The following is a 23705-nucleotide window of genomic DNA, read 5'->3' on the forward strand; positions in this document are numbered from 1 at the left end:
AAAACCGGCGTCTGGTCCGGTTTTTCACACGGCCCTCAATTTGAGGAGGCGTGAAAACAATGATAGAAGCGTTAAGGGGACAGCGTGAATCCATCCGCGGGCTTTGCGGCGGAGCCGACTGTGTGCTGGAGCTTTATCACAAAGCGCCCATGGAGCTTGATGTCGCCTGTTTTGGGCTCGACAGCGCCGGACGCCTGTCAGATGAGCAGTATTTTGTTTTCTACAATCAAAAGCAGTCGCCTGAACAGGCAGTTTCCCTGAGCGCGGGTGCTGCTACCGGCTCGGAACGCTTTACTCTTTCTCTGGGAAAACTGCCGTCAAAGATTGCCAAGTTATCCTTTGCTATCTCCATCGACGGCACGCGCACAATGCGCGAATTGGAAAAGGGGTATGTCCGTCTGCTTTCAGGACAGACGGAAACGCTGCGCTTTTCCTATTCCGGCGCTGAATTTTCCGGTGAACGCGCCATTGTTATCTGTGAAATTTACCGCAAGGGCGACGACTGGCGTTTCTGCGCAGTCGGACGCGGTTTCAATGGCGGTTTGAAAGCGTTGATTGAAAGTTACGGCGGTTCTGTAGCCTCGCCCGCACCGGCGCAGCCGCCGGCTGCGCCGGTCCCCGCCGGCGCGGCTGATGCGCCCGCGCCGCCCGTCCGTCCGGCGGGCGGCATCCGGGCGGGCGCGCCGCGCCGGCCTGCAAACGCGGCTTTTCAAAATGTGGTGCGTTCCCTGCCCGCCGAAGTCTGTGCGCGCATGGATAATCTTGCGCGTCAATGCCGCGGCGATACAGCCTACCTGTCCGAGCTTTATAAAAATATGTTTCTTATGTTAGCACGCTATCCCGGCGCCATCGAACGGTCTGTGCAGGTTGTCATGTGCTCCGACATCTCCGGTTCCATGTTTGATCAGTACCGCAACGGGCGTATGCAGCGTGTTGTAGACAAATTTTTTACATATGCATCTACCCTTTCGGACGCCGCAGCCATGGATTTCTGGGCGTTCGCGGCCAAAAGCCGCCAATTCGGCGCGGTCACAATGGACAATGTGCGTGATTATACGTTTGCGGAGATGGGCGGCTTTGAGCGATGGATGAGTATGCTCAACTATCAGTTCAACAACGAGCCTGAAGCCATGCGCGATATTATGATGATCTATGGCGGCTTGCGCGCGCCGGTTATGGTGCTGTTTGTAACGGACGGCCATCTGTCGGCGGACTGGGCGATCGAGGAAATTTTAATCAAAACGTCGCGTTTCCCAATTTACTGGCAATTTATCGGAATTGGCGGCTCAGAGTATGGCATATTGTCATGTCTCAATGAAATCGACGGCCGCCATTCAAACAACGCCGCATTTTTAAAGATGGACGACATCGATGATCTTTCTGATCAGGCGCTTTTTCAAGAGCTGCTCTGCAACCTTGAGCAATGGCTGAATGAGTTGTCCTGCAAAAAGATGCTTGAGGAGTAAAAACCTTTATGGTAAACATCTTACTCGTCTGCCACGGCAGTATCTTGAAGGGTTCTGGAAAATTCGGTAAAATCAATGATTTTATGCAGTGAAAAGGCATTTACTACATCATTTTTTCGGCAAGAGCCTTGAATGACAAAATTATAGAAAGAGATTTAAGCGGCAGCACCCTTTGAATGGGTAGCTGCCGCTTGCATTATAAAGGATAGAATATCTACCTTGAGCAAATATTTATGATTTTGTAAACTTGTTTTTAACACGCTACATGACATATAGGCGTCATGTTTGGTGTGTTATTCTGTATAAATAACAAAAGGAGGCTGGATTATCATGGTTGAATCAAGATGTGGATTATTATGCAGTAAATGTGACTTTCGGAAAGCAACAGGGTGTAAAGGTTGTGCAAATATGGATAAGCCTTTCTGGGCTGATAGCTGCCCTGTCAAATCCTGCTGTGAAACGAAAGAGAAAAACCACTGTGGAGAATGTGACAATTTTGTCTGTTCTTTGCTTCATACTTTTGCTTACGATATGGAGCAAAGCGACAATGGGGTGAGAATTGAACAATGTAAAAAGTGGGGAAAAGGCAATGGTATCGAGTAAAGAATATGCAGAAAAAGGCGGGTATTTTGATTTTTCAAACAGCCCCTAATCAAACAAGTCCCATAAGGCGCGCAGCGCCCGCTACCATAAAGCAGACGGCCATACCGATTAGGGTTGGGAGCAGAATAGATACCGCCGTCCATTTCCAGCTCTGCGTCTCCTTGCGGATCGTCAGACAGGTGGTTGAACATGGCCAATGCATCAGGGAGAACAACATCGTACAGATGGCTGTCAGCCAAGTCCATCCATTATCCACCAGCAAGGCTTTCAGTTGTGTCAGATTGTCAAACTCCTGTATGCTGCCAGTGGAAAGATAGGTCATAATCATGATTGGCACGACAATTTCATTGGCAGGAAAGCCTAAAATAAATGCTATCAGGATGACTCCATCAAGCCCAAGCAGCCGTGCAAACGGATCAAGAAACGCCGCGCAGTGCGCTAACAGGCTAACGCCATCCATCTGGATATTCGCCAGAAGCCAAATGATCAGTCCGGCCGGCGCTGCAACCGCCGCCGCCCGCCCAAGTACAAACAGGGTGCGGTCAAAGATAGACCGCACAATCACTCTCCCAACCTGTGGACGCCGATAGGGCGGCAGTTCCAGTGTAAACGAAGATGGTATCCCTTTCAGGATTGTTTTGGAAAGAAGCGCCGATACAAGGAACGTCATCAGGACGCCCAGTATTATCACACCAGTTAAAAAGAGCGTTGATGCCAACGATGCGAATGCGCCAACCGCTCCTCCGATAAAAAACATGGTGATAATTGCGATCAGCGTTGGGAAAGCTTCCCCCTGGGATTGGAAACAATCTGCACAGCCGTTTCCATTGATCGTATCCCTTCACGTTCATACAGAAAGACGTGCAGATCTGTGCCATCCCATTCTAATCTATTTACAAAAAACCGGATCAAATCACGTTTTTCATGGATGGTTGCCAAAGAAAAGCAGTCCTTAACATCCAAAAGCTGCTTTGATAAATACAATGCCCGCTCGGTATCCGCCTTATCCCCCTCTTGCGAAGCCTGTTTTGCAATCTCTCTGGAGATGCGAAGCCTTTCTGATTCCATCTCTAACCGTTCGATCTGAGCATTAACCTGGCGAATCACCGCTTCATTTGCTGCGTTGGATGCCAAAACCGCAAGCAGGCCATCTATCTCACGCTGTGTCTTTGCAAGCTGTCTGTCAAGATATGCCGTCGTATCCGGCGCTGCCTGTTCCTGGATATGTTTTTTCAGATCATCCAATAGCCTGTAAAGTTTCCGATCCCCCTGTATTGATTGCAACAGATAAGAATAGACAAGCTGATCAGTCCGAGAGCCATTCAAATTTCGGCAGCCGCAGGAGCCGCCGGCCTTCAGCTTACTTTTACAAATATAGTCAAACAACGTTTCACTGTTACTTCGCCGTTTTGCAAACATCCGCGAATGACAGCTAGCGCAGAAAATCTGGCCTGATAAAATAGCATAATCATTGTAGCTCTGCGGCAATTTAAGACGGTTCTGTTCGGAATGTTCCTCCAGAAGTTTTTGAACCGCAATCCAATCCATACTGTCGATCATTCCGGGATGGCCGCCAATTGCGACAATCCACTGTGATTTCTCCAATCGGGAGCGGCCCTTATGCACGTATTGGCGTTTATTATAAGAAAGCAGGCCATGCTCTTTCGAACATTCCCACTCAAAAAAACAAACCTGCGCGCCCTCGGCGAGAAAATAAGCCCGTGCGGCACTGTCAGCAGTACAGTAAACCGGATTACGCAGTAAATCCTTGATACCAAGCATTGAATACGGTTCCCCGCTGCGATTTCGCACACCAGCGCGCATCAAATATTTGGAGACGCCACGCAGCGAACGCAGCTCCAGATATTTTTGAAAGATCAATTGAACTGTTCCTACTTCAGCCGGATTGGGCGTCAACTGGTGAATCGTCTTTTTTCTCCCATCGGATGCATCGTTTTCCACCTGTTCAGAAATAAATCCTGTGGGCGTCACACCACCAAGCCAACGGCCGGTTCGCGCTAACAAAGTCATATTGTCCTTCACTCGTTCAGCGATTGTTTCACGCTCAAGCTGCGCAAATACACTTGCAATATACATCATCGCCTTACCCATCGGCGTCGAGGTGTCAAACTGTTCCTTGATACAGACAAATCCAATATCCCGTGCAATAAAATCTTCCACCAGAGGCGCAAAATCCCCGACACTGCGGCTGATGCGGTCGAGACGATAGCAGACAATATAATCCGGCTTTTGTATTTTGGAATCGGCAAGCATCCTTTGAAACTGCGGGCGATCAAGATTTTTCCCGGAAAATCCCTCATCCTCATAGACAGCAATCTCTGCGTCCCTGCCGCCTCTGATCCGGTCGTCAATATAACGGCGGCAAAGCTCAACCTGATTTTCAATTGACTCCCCTTTTCCCGTATAGACCGACTTGCGGCTGTAAATAAAAATCAGCGTATCGATCTCCTCCCTGAGTTTCGGATTGTTCCTGCTTCTATAAAAATATGAAGCGGACGCCTGTGCCTAGACCCAGACGCCCGCCTGTATAATCAGCTCTTTCTTTTTTGTATGGGACAATCCATATGCCGCATACCCTGTATCAGGAAGGGGTGGCGGGATGAAGCAGAACCAGATCAGAAATATCCGGGTTCACATGGTCCCTCCTCCGGATGGACAAAGCGCCGCAGATTTTCTCAATCAGCTTCATATAAAGATTATCGAACGCCAACTGGAAGCGTCCCGCCTTTCCCCACAGAGACAATCCGAAGTCCTTTCATTGATCCAGCAAAAGCTATCGACCGATCATTAGCAGGTATGGCCCGCGTGCTGTAAGCACGCGGGCCATACCTGCTTTTTTTGTTCATCGTGCATCCGACGCACACAAAAATTCCAGATCCTGAGCCGTAAGCGTTAGATCGGCTCCAGCCAGCGAGTCCTCGAGATGGGCGCGCTTCTTTGCACCCAATACCGCCAGGCCGTCCGGCGATCCGCTCGTCAGATATGCATGGCAGATCTGCGTCGGCGTCGCATTGTATCGATCGCACAGCGCGTGCACACGCTCCGCACGGGCAAGATTCAGCGGCGTTTTAAAGGCGGCATACGTCTCCAGCGCCGGACTGTCGATCCCTTCCGTGATCGCCTTTGAAAAAAAGCCGCGCGTCAGCGGCGTAAACGCCATGACAGGCATATGCGCCTGTCTGTAAAAAGCGGACTCCGTGTCGTTCATGCACACAATGGTGTCGTCCTCCCACATGGCAGGCGTCGCCGCGGCAAGGCTCCATTGAATCTGACTGATCGCAAACGGTGTCAATCCGTTGGAGACTGCAAACCGATTGGCCTCGGCAATACGGGCGGACGTCCAATTCGAAGCGCCTAAAAAACGCACCTTTCCATCGCGGACAAGGCCGTCTAAAAAGGGCATCAGCTCCTCCACAGGATACCCCGGATCGTCGCGGTGCAGGAAATAAAGATCCACATACTCCGTTCCCAGGGCGCGCAGGCTGGACTCCAGATCACTCTTGAGCGCGTCAGGCCGGATGCGGGAATGATGCATATCATTTTTTGGCGGAAATCCGCCTTTGGTGGATATCGCTACCGTTGCACGGCAGCTTCGCAGCGCGAGATAGCGGCCGATCGTCTCCTCGCTGGCGCCATTGCCATACATGCGCGCGGTATCGATACAGTTACCGCCCATCGCCCGATATAAATCCAAAAGCGCAGCGGATTCCTGCGGGGGAATTGAACTGCCCACGCTGCCTGTGCCAAACACCAGGCGCGAAAGCTGCAGGCTTTCCCCGCCGGCATTCAGCTCCAGGGTACGCAATCAAAACCCTCCTCCTTGGCATTTTGTGCTGCTCGTATAGAGCGAATGTCGTTTTGCAGCGCGCGAATCGCCCCCTCGCAGTCTCCATCCACTATGAGCTGCTCGATTCGCTCATGCGAAGTGCTGGTCATAATTTTATGCGCATCCTGTGTGAAGCGATACAACTGCACATAAGCCATCGTCTGCATCTGCATGCACCGGTCAAGGATTGTCATGCCAAACTCATTGTTTGAAAAAGAGTACAGCCGCCGGTGAAACTGCATATTGTCGTCCCACAAATCGCGCGCGGTCGAGCTTTTATCCAGCAAAAGCAGGCGGCTTCGCAGATTATATTCGCGCAGCGTATCAAATTCGGCATGGCCAAGAGATGAAAAACACTGGCGCAGGCTGGCCGTTTCAATCAACACCCGCATATCGATCATCTCGCGCAGCTGCTTTTCGGGGATGCGCACGATCTCATATCCGTAGCGCGGGATACTGCGCAGCACATTGTCTTTGCACAGTTCCAGCAGCGCGTCCCGCACAGGCGATTTGCTGACGCCGTACTTTTCCACAAGGCTTTTTTCATTAAAAACATAATTCCAATCGTATGCGCCATCAATAATGTCATTCCAGACGGCGTTATACACACGCGACTTAATGGTAGCTTCCGCCACGGCACAGATTCCTCCCTACTTCCGTTTCCGGGTCTATTTGAGGACTTTGTCCTGTTGATTGCCCTTTTGATATTATTAATAACATATTAAAATCTATTATAGGCTCCCAAAAGCTTCCTGTCAATGCCTGTCACAACATTCGCACAGATTATCTGATACGGCATAAACGCCGAAAATCAGCACTGTTTCACAAAAAACCAGACGCAGATTCCAAAAAAATTTTTCAAAACAAAATTGTCATTTTGCCTTTTTTTATAACAAAAATTCGTTCTATTTGCCAAAATTATAAAAATAATGTCAGATTTTATTGACAACCAACGTGCAGGATGCTATCATTTAGGCATCCTGATAATATTAAGGATATTGTTAATAACATGATTATAGAATTGAAAGGGGATTACCATGAACAAACGCGAACGGGTTCTGGCGGCGGTATCCGGCGAAGCGCCCGACAGGGTACCCAGTGGTTTCTGGCTGCATTTTCCCAAAGGATACGAAGCGGGTGAAGCGGCTGTACAAATGCACCTTCATTTCTTTGAAAAAAGCGGCACGGATTTGTGCAAGGTAATGAACGAAAACAGCCTGCCGAACAACCCCGCCCTGTCCGCCCCTGACGATTGGGCCAAGCTGGCGCCTATTCCTCACGACGCCCCCTTTATTACGCGGCAGGTGGAGCTTGTGCGCCGTGTCTGCGAGGAAGTAAAAGGACAGGCGGTCGTATTGGCTACAATCCACGGTATGGTTGCATCAGCTTTTCACTACCTTGGCGGCGGCGAACTGTACGACAACGACAAGCTGGCCGTCACACGCTGCCTGCGTGAGAATCCAACGGCTTTCCGCCATGGCATGGAGATCATCGCCGATTACCTTGATTTTCTCTGCGGCGCTTGTATCGAAGCCGGCGCAGACGGCCTTTACTTTGCATCCCTTGGCGGAGAAACAGCCATGATGACAGACGATGAGTTTGAAACCTTTTTCAAACCTTATGAGGTGGCGCTGCTTCAAAAGTATGACCAGCTCGCGCCCTGCTTCAACGTCCTGCATATGTGCAAGGATCACCTCAACCTTGCCCGTTATCTGGGGTATCCCGCAAAGGTAATCAACTGGGGCGTCCACGAGGGGAACATCTCTCTAAACGAAGGACGCACGCTTTTGGGCGCACAGCGCGTCCTGCTGGGCGGATTAGACGACCGGGCAGGCGTATTGGTCGACGGTTCGTCTGATCAGATCGAGCTTGCCGTACACAAAGTACTGGACGAAGCAGGGACCAAAAACATTTTGTTGGGCGCCGACTGCACGCTGCCGACGGACATCGCCCTTGAACGCATCGCGCAGGCTGTGCGCTCCACGGGTACATACAGGCGCTGACCGGCGCCGGCCCGCGTGAAAGGAGTACAGATATGGAATTCTTCACACAGCAATTAGTTAACGGCATTGCGCTTGGCAGTCTGTATGCGTTGACGGCAATCGGATATTCTCTGGTTTATGCTGTACTGGAGCTTATCAATTTCACCCACGGCACGATGTACATGGTGGGCGCTTACCTGTTCTATGTATTTGCAAGCCTGTGCCAAATCCCATTTTTGCCCGCCTTTATCCTGTCTATCTTTTTGACCGGCTGCCTTGGATATCTGATTGAACGATATACGCTGCGGCCGCTTCGCAAAAAAAATCTGCCCAAGTTTACAGCTCTGATCTGTACCATCGGCGTATCCATTGTCATTCAAAACGTCATGCTGCTTTTTCTCGGCAGCGAAACCCGGCAGTTCCCCACGCTTTTTGATGGAAAATATATCACGGTTGCCACCGCCAATATTTCCTATATCCAGTTGTTCGTGATCGCGATGTCCATACTGCTGATGGCGGGTCTCACCCTTTTCATTAAAAGATCGAAAATTGGCATGGCGATGCGCGCCACCGCGCAGAATTCCGAGGCTACGGAACTGATGGGAATTCCTGTGGACCGCGTTGTGGGGCTCACCTTTTTCTTCGGCGCTGTGCTTGCTGCGGTATCCGGTATTTTCGCCTGTATGATTTTCCGCAGCGTCAATCTTTCAATCGGCGTGACGACCGGCAACAAAACGTTCGCGGCAACTGTGCTCGGCGGCATCGGCGAGCTGCGCGGCGCTGTTTTGGGCGGCCTGCTGATCGGCGTCGTCGAAACGTTCACCGCCGGATATATCAGTTCAAGTATGCGCGATATCGCTGCTTTTGTCGTATTGGTCATTGTGCTGATCTTCCGCCCTTGCGGCCTACTGGGCAAGCCGGTACAAAAGAAGGTGTAGGTGTATATGATGAAAAAGCTGAAAACACTGCCTCCAAAAATTCATGCCGCCCTGGTGGGACTGCTGTTGGCCGCGCTCTTTCTGTTTCCTCTGCTGGGATTCAGCCAATACGTCTACCGTGTATGCGTCATCAGCGTGCTGTACGCGATTCTGGCCATGTCTTTGAATTTAATCGCCGGAGTCGCCGGACAGATATCCCTGGGGCATATCGCTTTCTATGGAATCGGCGCTTATACTTCAGCGCTGCTGTGCGTAAACCTTGGCGTATCCGTATGGCTGGGAATTCTGGCGGCGTTCCTTATTTCCATGCTTTTTGGCCTGTTGATTGCCATCCCCACGCTCAAGCTCTCCGGCGGATATTTGGCTATCCTCACCATGAGCTTTGCTGAAATCATCCGCCTGATTCTTTTAAACTGGACGGATGTGACACGCGGACCAATGGGGATTCTCAATATCCCCAAACCTAAGCTGTTCGGTTATACCATCAAAAGCAGCGCGGCGTTTCTCTATCTGGTCATCATCATTGCCATTGTGGTGTATATCGCCCTGCGCAATCTGATCCGCTCCAAGTTTGGACGCAACCTCAAGGCGCTGCGCGATGATGAAATCTCATCTGAATCCATGGGGATCAATGTCTACCGCCATAAAGTGATTGCTTTTGTTATTTCCACCGGCATTGCCGGCATCGCCGGCGCGCTGTATGCAAGCTATATGGAATTTATCGATCCCACAAGCTTTATCAGCGATGAATCCACCGTCATTCTGAGCATGGTTGTGCTTGGCGGCATGGGCAATATGAACGGTTCTATTATTGCCGCCATACTTTTAACGGTGCTGCCGGAGGCGCTGCGCTCGTTCTCCGACTACCGCATGTTGGTATACGGCGTCGTGCTTGTCGTCATGATGCTGTTGAAAATCACTGATTGGGGCGCTGTGAAACGCGCGCTGAAAACCGCTGTTACCTTCAAAAGGGAACGCTGAAAGGAGCGATGAAAATGGACCTGCTGGAAGTTAAGGATCTATCAATCTCCTTTGGCGGACTCAAGGCGGTACAGGATGTTTCCTTCAGCGTGCCCAAAGGCAGGATTGTCAGCGTCATTGGTCCCAACGGAGCGGGAAAAACGACGATCTTTAATATGCTGACGGGCTTTTATCTGCCGAACGCCGGCAGCATCAAACTGGACGGCGTGGAGATGGTAGGCAAAAAATCATACGAATTCATCGGCTGCGGTATCGCGCGTACCTTCCAGAATATACGTCTGTATGCCCAGATGAGCGTATTGGAAAATGTGCTGATCGGTTATCAGTGCCGTCTGGAACAGAATCTGTGGGACGGCCTGTTCAATACCCCAAGGAAAAAACGCACAGAGGCCGAGGCGCTAAAAAAAGCGCGCGCGGCGCTCGAGGAAATCAATCTGTTGCAGTATGAAAACGAGCTGTGCGTCAACCTCCCCTATGGAAAACAAAAGGTTCTGGAAATCGCCCGTGCTCTCATGAGCGATCCAAAGCTTCTTTTCCTGGACGAGCCTGCGGCGGGCCTGAATCCACAGGAGACGCAGGAGCTAAGCACGTATATCCAGAGCCTTACCCAAAAGGGCTTTACCATTGTATTGATTGAACACGACCTGCGGCTCGTGATGGGGATTTCGGATTATGTAAACGTTATCGATCACGGCGTCAAAATCGCTGAAGGCACCCCGGCTCAGGTGCAAAAGGACCCGGAGGTCATCACGGCTTATATCGGCAAGGGAGGTGTGCGTCGCGATGCTGCTGGAGATCAGTAAACTGAACACGTTTTACGGCCACCTCCATGCGCTGTGGGATGTGGATATGAAGGTCAAAAAGGGCAATATCGTGGCTCTGATCGGTTCCAACGGCGCAGGAAAATCCACCCTGCTCAAATCCATCGCAGGCACTGTGCGTCCGCGCAGTGGACAGATTCTTTACAACGGCGAGAACCTGTGCGGTCTGCCCGCGAACAAAATCGTATGCCGCGGTGTCACGCTCTCTCCGGAGGGCCGGCAGATTTTCCCAAGAATGACCATTCAGGAGAACCTGCTGATGGGCGGCTACACCCGCAAAAAGGAAACGCTGGCCGCTTCCTTTGAACGCGCGTTCGAGCTGTTCCCCATTCTAAAGGAACGCATCAATCAACAGGCGGGCACCCTTTCCGGCGGCGAACAGCAAATGCTTGCAATCGGCCGGGCGTTAATGAGCGCCCCTGACATGCTGATGCTCGATGAGCCGTCCCTGGGGCTTTCGCCCATTTTAACGGAAACCATCTTCCAGCTGATCGCCGAGATCAAAAAGCAGGGCGTCACCATCTTATTGATTGAACAGAACGCTTTTGGCGCGCTGTCCATTGCCGATTATGGCTATGTGCTGGAGAATGGGAAAATTACACTGGAAGGTACAGGCGCGGACCTTTTGAACAACGAGCAGGTCTATGCGTCCTATCTTGGCGGCAACGCCTGAACAGTCAATTCGGCGCTTACGCGCCTGATTTTGAAAGGAGCAGATTATGAAAAGAGCATTTTGTTTCGCAATGGCACTCACAATGACCACCGCGTTGCTGGCCGGCTGCGGCAGCAGCGGCGACGCCGGCGCAGGAACGGCACCAAGCGCCGCGGGCGGCGGCGCTTCCACAGGCGCCGCGGCGGCCTCCTCCAGCGCCCCCGCGAATGCAGCGCAGACAGAGGGCGGCACATATTACATAGCGTGCGGCGCTCCGTTCACCGGCGACGATGCCCAGTATGGAAACTTCTTCAAGAAAGCGCTCGACATGAAAATGAACGAGATCAATGAATCCGGCGGAATCAACGGCAAGATGATCCAGATCGATTATTTTGACGACAAGAGCACGCCCAAGGAAGCGTCGAACATCGCGCAGATGGTAACATCCGACTCAAAATACATTGCTGAAATCGGCAGTTACAACAGCACGTGCGTTCTGGCGGGCGCTCCCATCTATCAGGACGCCGGCATGGTGCAGATGGCTCCTACCGCCGGACATCCCGACATCACAACAGCCAACGACCATCTATTCCGTCTGCAAAACTCAAACGATGTGGAATACACCTGGCTGGCCGATGTGGCCGTGAACAAGCTCGGTGAGAAAAAGATCGCGATCGTACACCTTGAAAATGATTCCGGTATCGTGTTAAGCCAGATTCTCAACGAACAAATCCCCGCGATGGGCGGCGAGGTTGTTCTGACGGAAAGCTATGTGCAGGGCCAGGTAAGCGATTTCTCCTCTATCCTCACAAAGCTGAAAGCCGCCGCGCCTGAACTGATCATCTGTGTCACAAGCTATAATGACATGGGCACCATGCTTCAGCAGGCCAAGCAGATTGATTTGGGAGATGTGAAGTGGGTTTCCAGCGGCATGATCTATTCGGATGATTTTCTGAAACTGGCCGGCGACGCGGGCGAAGGCGTTTATTCAATGACCATTTTCTTCGCGGATAATCCGGACGAGCGCATCGCCGCCTTTACGGAAAAATACCGCTCGCTGTACAATGAAAACCCCAACTATTTCGCGACCAATGCTTACGAGTCGCTCGCTATGATCGAAGCGGCGCTGAAAAACGGCGCTGACGACCGCGCCTCCCTTTATGATGAACTGCTCAAAATCAAGGAGTGGGACGGCGAAACAGGCTACGCTACCTTTGACGACAACCGCATGGTAAACCGCGGTATGACGGTTATCAAGGTTGAAAACGGCAAGTGGGTCGTCGCCCCCGAAAACAATTAGTAAACAACAGGAGGCCGGATACCGCGGCGTAAATTTTGCCGCGGTATCCGGCCACAAAAGAAAAGAGGAAGTATCTTATGATGTTTGATCTTACCGGCCGCAAGGCAATCGTCACCGGTGGCAATCGCGGACTCGGCCGCGCTATTGCCGAAGCCTATCACGAACAGGGAGCTGAAATTGTTATCATCTCTACGACGGACGCCTGCAAGCGGGCGGCTTCGGAGATCGCCGCGGACGGCGGCGCGCCGGCGCACGGCGTCGTCTGCGACCTGTCTGACCGTGAAAGCCTCCGCCAGGGATTTGACGAGGCTCTGAAGCTGTTGGGCGGACGGCTGGATATCCTGTTCAACAACGCGGGCATCAACCGCAACCATAAATCGCAGGACTTCCCGCTTGAGGATTGGGACGTCATCCGCAAGATTAACTACGACGCGGTGTTTCTGATGAGCCAGCTCGCCGCCAAGGTCATGATGGAACAAAAATACGGCCGCATCATCAATATGGCCTCCCTTTTGAGTATCATTGGCGGCCGCATGTCTCTTGGCTACGCGGCGGCGAAGGGCGGCGTTGTGCAGATGACCAAAGCGATGTCCAATGATTGGGCGCCCTATGGCATTACGGTCAACTGCATCGCCCCGGGTTATATGAATACCGACATGAACAAGGACTACTGTGCCGACTTGTCCCGCAGCGGCCATCTGCTGGCCCGTATTCCCGTGGGGCGGTGGGGCGTTGAACGCGATCTGCGCGCCGCGAGCGTATTTCTGGCCTCTGAAGAGGCTGATTACGTGACCGGAATCCTTCTGCCTGTGGACGGCGGTTTCCTTGCCTGGTAACGCCATATGTACACGGACGAAACATTACGTGTCCTGCGCGCGCAGGAGCGGGAGCTTGTGTTTGAAGCATTTGACGCGGCGGACGCCTGGGGGATCGCCGCGCTGCTGATTGAAGCGGCGAAGAAGGAGCCTAAGCCCATCGCCATGCAGGCTGTTTTGGATGGATTTGATATCCTGCGTTATTTTATGCCGGGTACTGGCGCAAAGAATGCATTTTGGATGACCAAGAAATACAACACGGTATGCAAAGCCGGCGTTTCCTCACTGACCGCCGCTGTGGAGAAGGCACTTTCACAGTGTACACCAGCCGATTGGCAGTGCGACGAAGACCAGTACGCCCTGTGCGGCGGCGGCTTTCCAATTCGCATCCGCAGCCAGGGAATCGTTGGCGTATACTGTATATCAGGGCTGCCGCATCTGGATGATCACCGCGTGCTGACAACTGCATTGGCACAGTATTTGGGAAAGCCCTCCCGCATTGTGCCTGTGGAGGCGGAGCTGTGAAAAGAGCATTGGCTTATGCGCTTGGCAGCACCATTGTATGGGGTTGCCTGCCCTTATTCTGGCGCGCCCTGTCCGAACTCCCCCCTCTGTACATTCTTTCAAGCCGCATCCTCTGGGCCACGCTGTTTTCCGGTGTTCTCATCCTCGCAACGGGCCGTTGGCCGCAGGTACGGGCGTTGCTGCGTGATAAGCATTCCCTGTTCAAAAGCGCCGCTGCCGGATGGATGATCGCCGCTAACTGGCTTTTAGGCATCATCGCGGTCAACAGCGGCCGCACGCTTGATTCCACCATGGGTTCCTTTCTCAATTCACTTACCTGCTGCCTGGCCGCCTATCTGTTCTTTCATGAACACCCCAATCGGGTTCAAGCGGTGGGCATTGCGGTAGCGGGAACCGGCGTTCTGTGGATGACGGTATACTATGGGCAGGTTCCATGGATCGCGCTGTTTTTAGCTGGTACCTTTGGTATCTACAGCACCTGCAAAAAGGCTCTTGGCCTGGATGCGCTTGTAGCGCTGTTTATTGAGGGAGCGGCTGTGCTGCCGCTCTGTCTGCCCTTTGTACTCATTTCTGAGATACGGGATACAGGCGCTTTGGCTTTGTTGCCGGCGGTCCGGCTCTGGCTGGTGCCGGCCATTGGGATCGTGACGGGGCTTCCGCTTGTACTGTATGCCAAAAGCCTCCAGATTCTCCCCTTGGGGCTGGCTGGTTTTTTGCAGTATATCACCTCCTTAATTTCTTTTCTGATCGCGCTGGCCGTCTTTCATGAACGTTTTTCCGCGGCCTATCTCGCTGGATATGGATTCATATGGGCCGCATTGATTATTTTTTCTTTGGGTAGCCTACATAGAAATTCGTCCGGAAACGCGCCGTCCTCCACATAAGCCATCCAAGCAGCTTTAATGCCTGTTTGAAAAATCAAAATTTCCGTCTTTTTCTATTTTCAAACAAGCCCTGACCCAATCATAAGAGCGGAGCGTTTTTAAACGCTCCGCTCTTATCTGTCAAAGGGAATTCCACCATATTTCCTCACAGTGATTGCATCCTTGCACAGGAAACTGATGCCGTTTTCCAGTGCAAGATGAAAATGGACAGGACATATCTTCAACAGGCAGGCTTTGCTATGGCTGATTCAAAACGCCATTTGTTTGGAAAAACAGAGGCAGCCTCACCGTAAAGACGCTGCCGTTTCCATATTCCGATTCCGCCGAGATATCGCCTGCATGTTCCAGAACAAAGGACTTCGCCAGATACAGACCGTATCCGGAACCGCCGTCCCCGCTGCGGGTGCTGAAAAACCGGTCAAAAATCCGCGGCAGATTCTCTGCGGGTATTCCCATCCCGTTGTCGGAAATTTTCAGGACAGCCCATTTGTTTTGTGTTATGAGGGAGATTGTGATTTTTCCGCCAATTGACACAAAACTTAATGCGTTATACACAAGATTCTGCAGCACCCTGTCAAGCCGTTCCCGATCCGCTTGAATCATACATGGTTTTTCGGGCAGCTGAAGGATCAAGTCAATACCCGAAGCTTCAACATCCGGAAGATTGCGTTTATAAAACGCTTCAACAATTTCGCGCAGATCAACCGGCTCCATCTGGAGCGGCCGTGCGTCTTCATAAGCAAAGGTTTGCAGCTCCCCCAGCCGTTCCTGCATCTCGCTGGATTTGCGTTGGATCATCTTCAAATAATCGGCGGTTTCTTCGTCAAGCCCGACTCCGCTCTTTTTAATCGCCTGTGTATAAAGCTGAAGCAGCGTGATCGGCGCTTTCAGATCATGTGCCGCTCCGGCGAGAAATTGTTTGCGATTTTCCAGTACAAGATTGAGGCTGCGTGTCTTTTCAGCCACTTCCTGTTGAAGGTTGTACCGGAGATATTTGTTTTCTTTTGCCATCCTGATGCTCTGCCGCACCATCACAACTGCAAAACACAGTACCAAAATAAAAGCGCCATATTCATCCGGCCATGCGGCATAGGCGGGTTCATAGCTTTGCAGAGTAAACATCCGGGCAATCAAGCTTGTTGCATGAATCTCTACCGCAGCCAGCAGCCAGATGAAATCTTTTCCTGCATTTTTTTGCCAAAGCACCATCCCCAAAGCTGCAAGCGATGCGCCCAGCTTATACCAAAAAACCAAGCTTCCATAAACCGAAACAAACGCAGGTAAAGCCGGCAAAATCAGCAGAGGGAACACCGCCCCGGCAAGGACTGCATGAACCCCGACCCGACAGAAAAATCTGCTCTGCCATGTATCCGCCGTCCCGGTCAGATACGCAGTGATCTTCAGGATACACAGGATATTGAAAAAGGCCGCGACGTCTTCCAAAAAGTAGACTGCCCGAATTTGAGAAAAACCGGCGGCAGAAAAAAAGACATGGCAGCTGCGCAGCGAAAAACTCAACGCGAGCATCCCCAACCATCGGTACAGGCGGCTGGAAGGCTCCTTTCGGCTTCCCGCCCATACCGCTAAAGAAAACAACGCAAGGCTTAGTGAAAACAGTGCAAAAACCCCATAAACCGAACCGCGCACAAACAGCATCCGATTTACCGCGTCAAGGCTTCCCACAGCAGGCGGATAATAAATCCCGCTGTAATAATGGGTGCGGTTGACTGTCTGTACAACAATTTCAATCTCATCCTCTATTGGAAGCGTCACCATCCGCGCCTGTATGCGGGGACGATAAGGCGCGACATCCCCCGTTTGTAATATCAGTTTTCCATTGAGATAGACCCTGTAGGCGCTGAATACCTCTGGAAACACCAAGATCTGCTGCCTGGTGTCTTTGACCTTGAGCCTGATTCGATAGGTCGCTTCTCCATGCGGAGAAGCGTCCGAATGAAATGCGGAAAGGCTTGGATATTGTCCAATCCGTACCCGCACCGGCTTATATCCCCCTCCGGCGAGCTCATCGGGAGTGAGCAGCAGGTCAGGATAGAGTTCCCATCCATCCGTCAAAAAGAATGCGCAATCTCCAAAATCGGAGGAAAAAAATGCCGTCCCGTCTTGTAAAACCGGAAGATTTGCAGTATATTTATTATCGGCCTGATAGCATATCCAAAACGCTGTGGCTGTAAGTATCAGAAACAGAATCACTCCGGCCGCCGTCTTGATCCGCTCTTTCCCCTGTATCATGCAGCACCTCTTTCTGAAAGGATTTGACCTGTGTATATTCGTGCTATCGCCATCTTGCTTTCTTTTCTTTGCCTTACTTTCGCCGTGCCTGTTTACGCGTATGATGAAAATACGCTTGTTTCCCCGACGGAAGCCGCTGAACCGCTCATCCCCTCGGAGCCGCCCATTTCTGGGGAATCATCCGCCCCCGAGGAATCGTCTGGCTCCGAAACGGTGGAAACTCAAACTGTTTTTTCCCTGGAGGAACTACAGGATTGGATCAGCCGTTGTAGCTCGATTGGCGGGACAGTTCGTCTTGGCTGTGACCTCACAGTGGAAAAGGATACGCGTTGGCAGTATATTGGCTGGGCCGGGCAGCCGGTGATAACAATTGACGCCGGCCCGTACAGCATACGAATCCAGGGGACAATGGAAGTACACCAAAGTCTTGCATTCGTCGGAGAAGGCGGAGAGAAAGGCGTGCTGCATATTGAACGCGGCGGTCTTTTGGAGTGTCATTCTTCGGTGACCGCGATCAATGGATTCGCTGTCTATCAGGAGGAAGGAGCCGTGCTTGTCCTCGATGAGACAGTGCCGGAAGAAACTGTGCATTTCGCGAAACGTCCGGTCGTATGGCCTGCGAATGATCTTTTGAATTTTTATCCAAATGTGGATCAGCCTGTAGTGACTCTGCCTTATGAGGGTCCGTTTGATCCCACCGTACTGCCGGACACTTTTCCCAGTTGTGTCTATCAGAACGGAAAGACCGATTATGAGCTGCATGAGATACCTGTGGAATGGAACCTGTCAGAATATCAGGATGAATTGCGGGAACGAAAACGGTTTTTGTTGGAAGGGCGTTTTACAGAAGATTTTGAGTCCTATGGCGATCAGCCCCGTTTGCTAATCACCTTTCTGCGGCAGGATGCCGCCGTATTTTTGCAGTGTGCTGTGCAGGAAAGGCACTCGGCCACCATTTTTGACGCGGGTTATCTGCTTGATGACCCCCATGCGGAGCATTGGCTGGAATCCTCCTATGACGGAGAAGTCTGGGGAGCTGTCGATAAGGATTTGTTGGAATACTGGTGTGACGAAAACACTGTAGGCCAGGTGGATGTTATGGCAATTTATACCGGAGCCGACCTGCCCAATTATTTTTCGGTCGCAGTAGTCGGGCAGGATGGAAAAACGCGCTACTCCGATACCGTTGAAGTGACGGGGCAAAACCAGGTTACCGGCAGTGATATCGGCGGGGGGCGTAATGGGGAAACATCCCCCTTTCCACCCGCTCCTCCGGAGAACAGCGGGGGGCTTGGTTCAATCAATCCGGAAGAGGCGCCCGGCGCCGTATCCCTCGGCAGTTCAGAAGGGAAGCCGCCGCGTCTCTCCGAAACAAATGCGGTTGCCTCAGACAGCGCTGCATCCGCCACAGAACAGCCTCCTCAGTCCCAAACCCCCGAACCTGTGCCGCAGGCCCCACCTGAACCGGCAAAAGAAAACCTGACCGAACCTACGCCGGATAAATTACCTGCATCTTCAGCAGTGTCTCCGGTGCTGGACACGGCCGGCATCTCGTCCGTTTCCGAAAGTTCGCCGCCGCAAAAGGCCACCATGTCCCCCCTCCCCACGCAGCCGCATAAGCCTGCCGTTCCACCGGGAGCGCAGATTATACTTGGATGGACGGTTCTGCTTCTGCTGGGCGCGCCGGTCTATTTTATCCTTACAAAAAGAAAAAAATAAGCTGTACATACCCGCTAAAAAACAGCGCTTTCATCATTTGAAAGCGCTGTTTTTTATAGATTGCTGCAATCTATAAAAAATTGATCATCCATACCGTCTTGTAACGCGGGGTCGTTTGATTAAAAGTCGCCTGCCCGCTCTGCGGGCAGATACTCAAAAAATAGTTGCTTCGAAACAATTTTTTACAAATTTTCCGATTCTATGGGATTTTCAATGAAGCAATATCCTTTGCGCGGGACGGTCCTGATATAATTTTTCCGTCCGCAGGCCGCTGCAAGTTTCTGCCGCATCAGTGCGATCTGCACCTGTAAATTATGCCGTCCTCCCATGATCGGCTCATTCCAAACCTCATGATAGATTTGTTCATAGCTGAACACATGGCCGGGATTACGCGCGAGAAAGGATATAATGTCAAACTGAAGCGCTGAAAAATCCAATTGATTTCCGTTATAAGTAATCTCCCGCGCGTTTAGATCGATTTTGAGAGAACCGAAAACCAGCGCCTTCTCATCGCTGTTTCGGCAACCAATCCGGGCTTTGACGCGCAGCTCCAATTCCCGAATCTGATAGGGCTTTCCAAGATAGTCCACACCGCCTTCCAGAAAACTGCGGATACGGATTTCATCCTGTGTCAAGCCGGAAAGGAAGATAACAGGCGGGCCATCCTGCCGGCAAATTTTCCGGCACACACTGAACCCATCCATATCCGGCAAATCAATATCTAAAATAATGCAGTCGAATGTCATTTCCTCTATAAATTGCAGCGCGCGGGATGCTGTTTGCGCACAGCAGATATCAAAGCCGCAGTTTTCAAAATAGCGCCGGTTAAATTGCAGAATTTCCGGATCGTCATCTATAAAAAGCAGCTTTGACATGCTTTCTCCTCCGTTCTTGTTTTCACTGGGCTGGGAATTGGGCTATGATACCACAGCAGCAAGCCCTTTCGGGCTTGTCTGCCGCAAAGCGGCAGAGAAACCGGCTTTGCCGGTTTTGGCTGTGGTGTAACATGCGCAGTCTGCTTCTTTGCAGCGGGTGCCGCCAGACGGCGGCTGCAAACGGCAAAGCCGTTTGCACTGCGCATATTATACCATAAAATGAAGTGGACAAAATTCGACAAAAATCAATTTTCTATCAATTTTAAATATTTCTGCTGTAACTGAAAAAATAATTCGTTATAATATGATAAAAAACCGGAACAATTCCAAGCAAATCCTTTCAATGGGGGAGTTTGAATGATTCTTGTCCAACCAGCAGCAGAAAATATGGAGGACTATATCGCTATTATAAAGCGTGAAAACCTCTGGATTGAGATACTCGACCTTTCCTTCCCGGAGGTGATGGACAATCGGGAACTTTATACATACAGTAAAAAATATCCGCCCCATCGCTGCCGGACGCTTTATGGCACCTTTATGGATATCAATATCGCCAGCAGAGATCAGGAAATTCGGAGGATTTCCCAGGAACGTTGCCGGCAAAGCTGTGAGATTGCCAAAATCTTTGGTATACGCCAAGTAATTTTTTCCACCGGACTTTATACTGATCGGAATATTTATGATTGGATAGTATTAAATGCAGCCTTTTTTCGAGGGCTTGCGATTGAATTTGACCTACAGATCTATCTGAAAAATTTTATGGACAGAAGTCCAGAACCACTTTACCGCCTTTTGGAAACCGCTGGAGAACCCCGGCTAAAAGCTTGCCTGGATTTTGGCCGGATTACACACACCCAATTCCCTGCGGAAGCATGGGTCAAGCTTTTGCGTAAACATATTGGTTATATCCATCTGAGCGAGCGAAATCACCTGTTCGGCAGCCGTCTGGCGTTTGGGGATGGCCGCAACGACTGGGAGCGGATCAGCAAACTATGCAAACTCTTGGCATGTGAAGTCAAAGACCTTCCTGTGACAATCCTGGCCGGTTCGCCACATCAGTTGGAACGGTCTCTGCGATTCTTAAAAGATCATTTATACTTTCCTTGCGCGTCTTTTTCACGCTAAGCCAATAAAAGGAGCATATTAAAAATGAAAAAGAGAGACTATGAATTTCTTTTTTTAATTTTACGCCTCTTTTTATGCGCTGTAACCGGCAGTCTGGTGGCATGGTGGGTCTTGCCGGATGTCTATGCACAGCGCAATTATTTTGCGGTTGGCGGGGAATGGGTTTTGATTTTGGCAGCATCCATCGCGCCCTTGGCGTGTTTGCGCAAAGGCTTGAAATAAAAGCAACGCCTTTGGTCCCCGCGACAGTTTTCAAAATTTTTTCAGCCTTGAAAAGCGCATTTGTTTCCATTCATATGGTTGCGGTAATCGCCCATTGCAGGGGACAAAATTGTTTGTTATAATTGCGATCAACCGTTCACGCGGCGAATCGATGATCCGGCATCCGGTAACGCCGGCTGCATTGCATCCAAAGCCCATACACATGGTTAACGCCTGTTTGCCGCAGGCGTTGCACCTTTGGAAACACCGGTCGAGGTTGAAGGCAATGCGCGGCAGATATCCGGAATCTTCCAGAAGCGTAAACAGAGGAAAAAAGATCGCCATTGGCGGCAGCATCACACTGATAACCCAGGCAAGCACGCGATAAACACCGTCCACCAGCGCCCCCGTTAACCATACAGGGGCGTTAAGCATCTCAAAAAAAGCCGTCAGGTGCGGCTGCAAGCCGAACAGCGCCTGTGACAATAACTGCGACGGTCGATTTGCGCCTGCAATTGTCAACCAGAAAACAACCGCAAGCATCAGCAACATTGCTGGAATTCCTGTAGCACGGCTCGTCAAGATGCGGTCAAGGCGGCGGTCAAAACTGTTATAATCGACCCGTTCAAAACGGATCGCATCGGAACAAACCTCCTCAGCATGTAATACAATAGAGGATACGACCATGTCGCCGAGCTGTTCTTCGGATATACCTGCTGCCTGTAGCCCTTCACGAGCTTGACGCAGCGCGTTTAAAACCGTCTCATCCGCAATTGGATCAGCGCCTCTTTGACGCAAAGCTGCAATCAGCGGGGCATCGTCGCACAGGAGCCGCAGCGCGATCCAACGGGCCGGCAATCCGCCGCAATCCGCAAGCAACGGTGTAAGCAGCTCCAATGCCTGTTCCACAACCTTCGGATAGCGAATCCGGCGCGCAGGCGCAATCTTTAGATCGGCGGCGCGTCCGACTGCGTCTAAAAGCGTATCCAATCCTTCCCGCCCGCGTGCACTCACCGGAATCACCGGCACGCCCAGCCGTTCCTCCAACAAATCAAAATCAATATGGATTTGTTTGCGGCGCGCCTCGTCCATCAGATTGACGCAAATGACAGCACGACCTGTGATTTCCAGGGTTTGCAGCACCAAATTCATATTGCGTTCCAAGCAAGTTGCGTCACAGACTACAATGGTTGCATCCGCTCCGCCAAAACAGATAAAGTCGCGCGCTACTTCCTCCTCTGCGGAATGCGCCATCAGCGAATATGTACCTGGTATATCAACCAGTACATAAGACCGGTTACGATACAGGCAGCGTCCCTGCGCGTTCGTTACAGTTTTACCAGGCCAGTTTCCGGTATGTTGTTTCAAGCCGGTTAGTTGGTTGAATACCGTGCTTTTTCCTACATTCGGATTGCCCGCCAACGCTATAACTGTATCGCCATCGCCGCGCACAACTGAAAATATCTCATCCAACGTTCGCTTTCCCGTGGATTCGGATGTCAAGCCCATTTATAATCGCCCCTTATATCTGATGGTGGTTACAATTTGTTAAACAGCCTGATTACAGCGCACCAATATGTTTCCAGAATCCTCTGAGCGCAGCGCGATTACCGTGCCCCTGATGTAATAGGCAATCGGATCGCCGGCTGGACTTTTTTGAAGGCACTCGATATCTGTTCCTTCAATCAGGCCGATATCCTGGAGCCTGCGGCGCATCGCTCCGGTTGTAAAAAGCCCGGTCACACGCGCGATAGACCCTTCAGGCACGCGATTGAGCGGGATAATTGATTCATGCATGTTATCTTCTCCAAATCTGTATAAGTTTCCGGGTCTTCGTGGATGGACCCTTATTAGCCTATTCGCAAGGCGGCGGGAATGCTACAGCCCCAATGTTGATCAATCTGTTTACATCATTGTTATCGATTTTGTTACTGGTTTGGCAGCGCAGCAAACGGCACAAAATCCAAGGCTCTTAAAAAAAGCGGTGAGAAACCAACTGTTTCTCACCGCTTTTTTCTATCCGGGTTGAGCCGGTATGCTCCATTATCCAGAAGCAGCTCGCCTCTTTGCATCATTGATTCAAGCAATTGTCCAGCAAATGTGTGTACATCACGAACCACCGCACGATTTTTCGTATAAAACAAGGAGGCATGAATACCAGAAAGCTTTTCCTCAAGCTGCGCGCGCGTCATGGGGCCTTTCTTTTTAAGCGTCCTGCGGATCGCCGCCTCTCCCTTGCGATAAAGCATTGCAAGCAAATCGTCCTGCTGACGGCTGCTTTTGACAAGGCCCCATCCGTAGATGATCATGGTTACAACCGCAAACGCAAGCACCCAAAGAATGATTTCAAGCGTGCTCACAGGCCGCCTCCTTCCAGCAGATAAAGCCATGCCCTTTCAATATTTCAAAAAATTTGATCAGCCGGTCAAGCAACGGATCCGCCTTTTTCCCAAAGCGCAGCCCCACCTCCCCGGAAATGTCAAACACACTGCGTTCGCCATCAATCAGCAGCCAGACAAAGCTTCCATATTGATCCAGATCGATATAACTCTGCCGCGGCCGGTGGAAAAATTTCTGTGCGATCCAATTGTAAAAGCCGGTATTTGTAACCGTCACCGTCACAATCCCGTTGTCGGACTGACTCCAGGGCATATCCGGATTTTTAATCGGGATGTAATCAAGATAATTTTTTGTGACGCGTCTCGTTTTCTTTGCCAATCG

At 51.2% G+C, this 23705-nt stretch carries 23 protein-coding genes and 2 pseudogenes; 14 read left to right on the forward strand and 11 right to left on the reverse strand.

The features are described from left to right. Window positions 1-59 precede the first annotated feature (59 nt). Both FMM72_RS02720 and FMM72_RS02725 read left to right on the forward strand, forming a co-directional pair. A complete protein-coding gene (locus FMM72_RS02720) occupies window positions 60-1466 on the forward strand; it encodes a VWA domain-containing protein (protein WP_162220509.1) in 1407 nt (468 codons plus the stop codon). A 330-nt stretch (window positions 1467-1796) separates the two neighbouring features. Beyond that, window positions 1797-2069 (forward strand): DUF3795 domain-containing protein, encoded by a 273-nt coding sequence (locus FMM72_RS02725; protein ID WP_180322865.1) that lies wholly within the window; start codon window positions 1797-1799, stop codon window positions 2067-2069. A 49-nt stretch (window positions 2070-2118) separates the two neighbouring features. Here the strand turns inward: FMM72_RS02725 and FMM72_RS02730 are convergent. From FMM72_RS02730 to FMM72_RS17475, 5 genes and pseudogenes are all read right to left on the reverse strand, one after another. Further along, window positions 2119-2853 (reverse strand): annotated as a pseudogene (locus FMM72_RS02730) (nucleoside recognition domain-containing protein); the annotation flags it as partial. Further along, entirely contained in the window at window positions 2841-4535 is a 1695-nt protein-coding gene (locus FMM72_RS02735) for a recombinase family protein (RefSeq protein ID WP_347561219.1), read from the reverse strand. The gene FMM72_RS02735 and the pseudogene FMM72_RS02730, both read right to left, overlap by 13 nt. A gap of 136 nt (window positions 4536-4671) precedes the next feature. Beyond that, window positions 4672-4800 (reverse strand): hypothetical protein, encoded by a 129-nt coding sequence (locus FMM72_RS17325; protein ID WP_257431277.1) that lies wholly within the window; start codon window positions 4798-4800, stop codon window positions 4672-4674. Window positions 4801-4932: 132 nt separating this feature from the next. Then, entirely contained in the window at window positions 4933-5895 is a 963-nt protein-coding gene (locus tag FMM72_RS02740) for an aldo/keto reductase (protein ID WP_162220511.1), read from the reverse strand. Then, window positions 5877-6551 carry an FCD domain-containing protein gene (locus FMM72_RS17475; RefSeq protein ID WP_162220512.1) on the reverse strand — a complete coding sequence of 225 codons (675 nt, stop codon included), beginning with the start codon at window positions 6549-6551 and terminating at the stop codon, window positions 5877-5879. The genes FMM72_RS02740 and FMM72_RS17475 overlap by 19 nt, the downstream gene beginning before the upstream one ends. 402 nt (window positions 6552-6953) lie before the next feature. On the opposite strand from FMM72_RS17475, the gene FMM72_RS02750 reads away from it, so the two are divergent. From FMM72_RS02750 to rarD, 9 genes are all read left to right on the forward strand, one after another. Then, complete coding sequence (locus tag FMM72_RS02750) at window positions 6954-7919, forward strand: uroporphyrinogen decarboxylase family protein (protein WP_162220513.1); 966 nt, start codon at window positions 6954-6956, stop codon at window positions 7917-7919. Window positions 7920-7951: 32 nt separating this feature from the next. After that, on the forward strand, window positions 7952-8836 hold the full coding sequence (locus FMM72_RS02755) for a branched-chain amino acid ABC transporter permease (RefSeq protein ID WP_162220514.1): 885 nt from the start codon (window positions 7952-7954) through the stop codon (window positions 8834-8836). Between the two features lie 6 nt (window positions 8837-8842). Then, on the forward strand, window positions 8843-9817 hold the full coding sequence (locus FMM72_RS02760) for a branched-chain amino acid ABC transporter permease (protein WP_160209246.1): 975 nt from the start codon (window positions 8843-8845) through the stop codon (window positions 9815-9817). Window positions 9818-9831: 14 nt separating this feature from the next. Beyond that, window positions 9832-10620 (forward strand): ABC transporter ATP-binding protein, encoded by a 789-nt coding sequence (locus FMM72_RS02765; RefSeq protein ID WP_160209247.1) that lies wholly within the window; start codon window positions 9832-9834, stop codon window positions 10618-10620. Continuing rightward, entirely contained in the window at window positions 10601-11311 is a 711-nt protein-coding gene (locus FMM72_RS02770; protein WP_160209248.1) for an ABC transporter ATP-binding protein, read from the forward strand. The genes FMM72_RS02765 and FMM72_RS02770 overlap by 20 nt, the downstream gene beginning before the upstream one ends. 46 nt (window positions 11312-11357) lie before the next feature. Then, window positions 11358-12590, forward strand: a complete 1233-nt coding sequence (locus FMM72_RS02775; protein WP_162220515.1) for an ABC transporter substrate-binding protein — start codon at window positions 11358-11360, stop codon at window positions 12588-12590. A 77-nt stretch (window positions 12591-12667) separates the two neighbouring features. Continuing rightward, complete coding sequence (locus tag FMM72_RS02780; RefSeq protein ID WP_162220516.1) at window positions 12668-13426, forward strand: SDR family NAD(P)-dependent oxidoreductase; 759 nt, start codon at window positions 12668-12670, stop codon at window positions 13424-13426. A 57-nt stretch (window positions 13427-13483) separates the two neighbouring features. Then, window positions 13484-13930, forward strand: a complete 447-nt coding sequence (locus FMM72_RS02785) for a heme-binding protein (protein ID WP_162220517.1) — start codon at window positions 13484-13486, stop codon at window positions 13928-13930. Continuing rightward, the gene (rarD, locus tag FMM72_RS02790) at window positions 13927-14814 is read left to right on the forward strand and encodes an EamA family transporter RarD (RefSeq protein ID WP_162220518.1); all 888 of its coding nucleotides are present in this window, start codon (window positions 13927-13929) and stop codon (window positions 14812-14814) included. Before FMM72_RS02785 ends, rarD begins: the two co-directional genes overlap by 4 nt. A 237-nt stretch (window positions 14815-15051) precedes the next feature. Here the strand turns inward: rarD and FMM72_RS02795 are convergent, their stop codons facing one another. Beyond that, window positions 15052-17064 carry a sensor histidine kinase gene (locus FMM72_RS02795; protein ID WP_162220519.1) on the reverse strand — a complete coding sequence of 671 codons (2013 nt, stop codon included), beginning with the start codon at window positions 17062-17064 and terminating at the stop codon, window positions 15052-15054. A 30-nt stretch (window positions 17065-17094) separates the two neighbouring features. Here FMM72_RS02795 and FMM72_RS02800 point away from each other — a divergent pair, with 30 nt between their 5' ends. Next, on the forward strand, window positions 17095-18783 hold the full coding sequence (locus FMM72_RS02800) for a hypothetical protein (protein ID WP_162220520.1): 1689 nt from the start codon (window positions 17095-17097) through the stop codon (window positions 18781-18783). A gap of 182 nt (window positions 18784-18965) precedes the next feature. Here FMM72_RS02800 and FMM72_RS02805 read toward each other — a convergent pair whose 3' ends face one another. Further along, window positions 18966-19658, reverse strand: coding sequence for a response regulator transcription factor (locus FMM72_RS02805; protein ID WP_160209255.1), 693 nt, complete (start codon window positions 19656-19658; stop codon window positions 18966-18968). Window positions 19659-20045: 387 nt separating this feature from the next. On the opposite strand from FMM72_RS02805, the gene FMM72_RS02810 reads away from it, so the two are divergent. Continuing rightward, window positions 20046-20783, forward strand: coding sequence for a sugar phosphate isomerase/epimerase family protein (locus FMM72_RS02810; RefSeq protein ID WP_162220521.1), 738 nt, complete (start codon window positions 20046-20048; stop codon window positions 20781-20783). 24 nt (window positions 20784-20807) lie between these two features. Next, window positions 20808-21005 (forward strand): hypothetical protein, encoded by a 198-nt coding sequence (locus FMM72_RS02815; RefSeq protein ID WP_162220522.1) that lies wholly within the window; start codon window positions 20808-20810, stop codon window positions 21003-21005. A gap of 81 nt (window positions 21006-21086) precedes the next feature. On the opposite strand, the pseudogene feoB reads toward FMM72_RS02815, so the two are convergent. The 4 genes and pseudogenes from feoB to FMM72_RS02835 all read right to left on the reverse strand — a co-directional run. Next, window positions 21087-22493: pseudogene (gene feoB, locus FMM72_RS02820) on the reverse strand (ferrous iron transporter B); the annotation flags it as partial. 39 nt (window positions 22494-22532) lie between these two features. After that, window positions 22533-22781, reverse strand: coding sequence for a FeoA family protein (locus FMM72_RS02825; RefSeq protein WP_162220524.1), 249 nt, complete (start codon window positions 22779-22781; stop codon window positions 22533-22535). Window positions 22782-22987: 206 nt separating this feature from the next. Beyond that, the gene (locus FMM72_RS02830) at window positions 22988-23344 is read right to left on the reverse strand and encodes a hypothetical protein (protein ID WP_160209260.1); all 357 of its coding nucleotides are present in this window, start codon (window positions 23342-23344) and stop codon (window positions 22988-22990) included. Further along, window positions 23331-23702, reverse strand: a complete 372-nt coding sequence (locus FMM72_RS02835; RefSeq protein WP_243151582.1) for a PqqD family protein — start codon at window positions 23700-23702, stop codon at window positions 23331-23333. Before FMM72_RS02835 ends, FMM72_RS02830 begins: the two co-directional genes overlap by 14 nt. Window positions 23703-23705: the final 3 nt, after the last annotated feature.

Origin of the sequence: Anaerotruncus colihominis, assembly GCF_010206195.1 — a bacterium.
GTDB lineage: Bacteria > Bacillota > Clostridia > Oscillospirales > Ruminococcaceae > Anaerotruncus > Anaerotruncus colihominis_A.

What these genes read in the sequence shown, in the direction of transcription:
- FMM72_RS02805 (WP_160209255.1), bottom strand. Translation starts at nt 19,658, where the DNA reads ATGTCAAAGCTGCTTTTTATAGATGACGATCCGGAAATTCTGCAATTT.
- FMM72_RS02825 (WP_162220524.1), bottom strand. Translation starts at nt 22,781, where the DNA reads ATGCATGAATCAATTATCCCGCTCAATCGCGTGCCTGAAGGGTCTATC.
- FMM72_RS02760 (WP_160209246.1), top strand. Translation starts at nt 8,843, where the DNA reads ATGATGAAAAAGCTGAAAACACTGCCTCCAAAAATTCATGCCGCCCTG.
- FMM72_RS02810 (WP_162220521.1), top strand. Translation starts at nt 20,046, where the DNA reads ATGGAGGACTATATCGCTATTATAAAGCGTGAAAACCTCTGGATTGAG.
- FMM72_RS02815 (WP_162220522.1), top strand. Translation starts at nt 20,808, where the DNA reads ATGAAAAAGAGAGACTATGAATTTCTTTTTTTAATTTTACGCCTCTTT.
- FMM72_RS02755 (WP_162220514.1), top strand. Translation starts at nt 7,952, where the DNA reads ATGGAATTCTTCACACAGCAATTAGTTAACGGCATTGCGCTTGGCAGT.
- FMM72_RS02725 (WP_180322865.1), top strand. Translation starts at nt 1,797, where the DNA reads ATGGTTGAATCAAGATGTGGATTATTATGCAGTAAATGTGACTTTCGG.
- FMM72_RS02795 (WP_162220519.1), bottom strand. Translation starts at nt 17,064, where the DNA reads ATGATACAGGGGAAAGAGCGGATCAAGACGGCGGCCGGAGTGATTCTG.
- FMM72_RS02720 (WP_162220509.1), top strand. Translation starts at nt 60, where the DNA reads ATGATAGAAGCGTTAAGGGGACAGCGTGAATCCATCCGCGGGCTTTGC.
- FMM72_RS02750 (WP_162220513.1), top strand. Translation starts at nt 6,954, where the DNA reads ATGAACAAACGCGAACGGGTTCTGGCGGCGGTATCCGGCGAAGCGCCC.
- FMM72_RS02780 (WP_162220516.1), top strand. Translation starts at nt 12,668, where the DNA reads ATGATGTTTGATCTTACCGGCCGCAAGGCAATCGTCACCGGTGGCAAT.
- FMM72_RS02770 (WP_160209248.1), top strand. Translation starts at nt 10,601, where the DNA reads ATGCTGCTGGAGATCAGTAAACTGAACACGTTTTACGGCCACCTCCAT.
- FMM72_RS02775 (WP_162220515.1), top strand. Translation starts at nt 11,358, where the DNA reads ATGAAAAGAGCATTTTGTTTCGCAATGGCACTCACAATGACCACCGCG.
- FMM72_RS02765 (WP_160209247.1), top strand. Translation starts at nt 9,832, where the DNA reads ATGGACCTGCTGGAAGTTAAGGATCTATCAATCTCCTTTGGCGGACTC.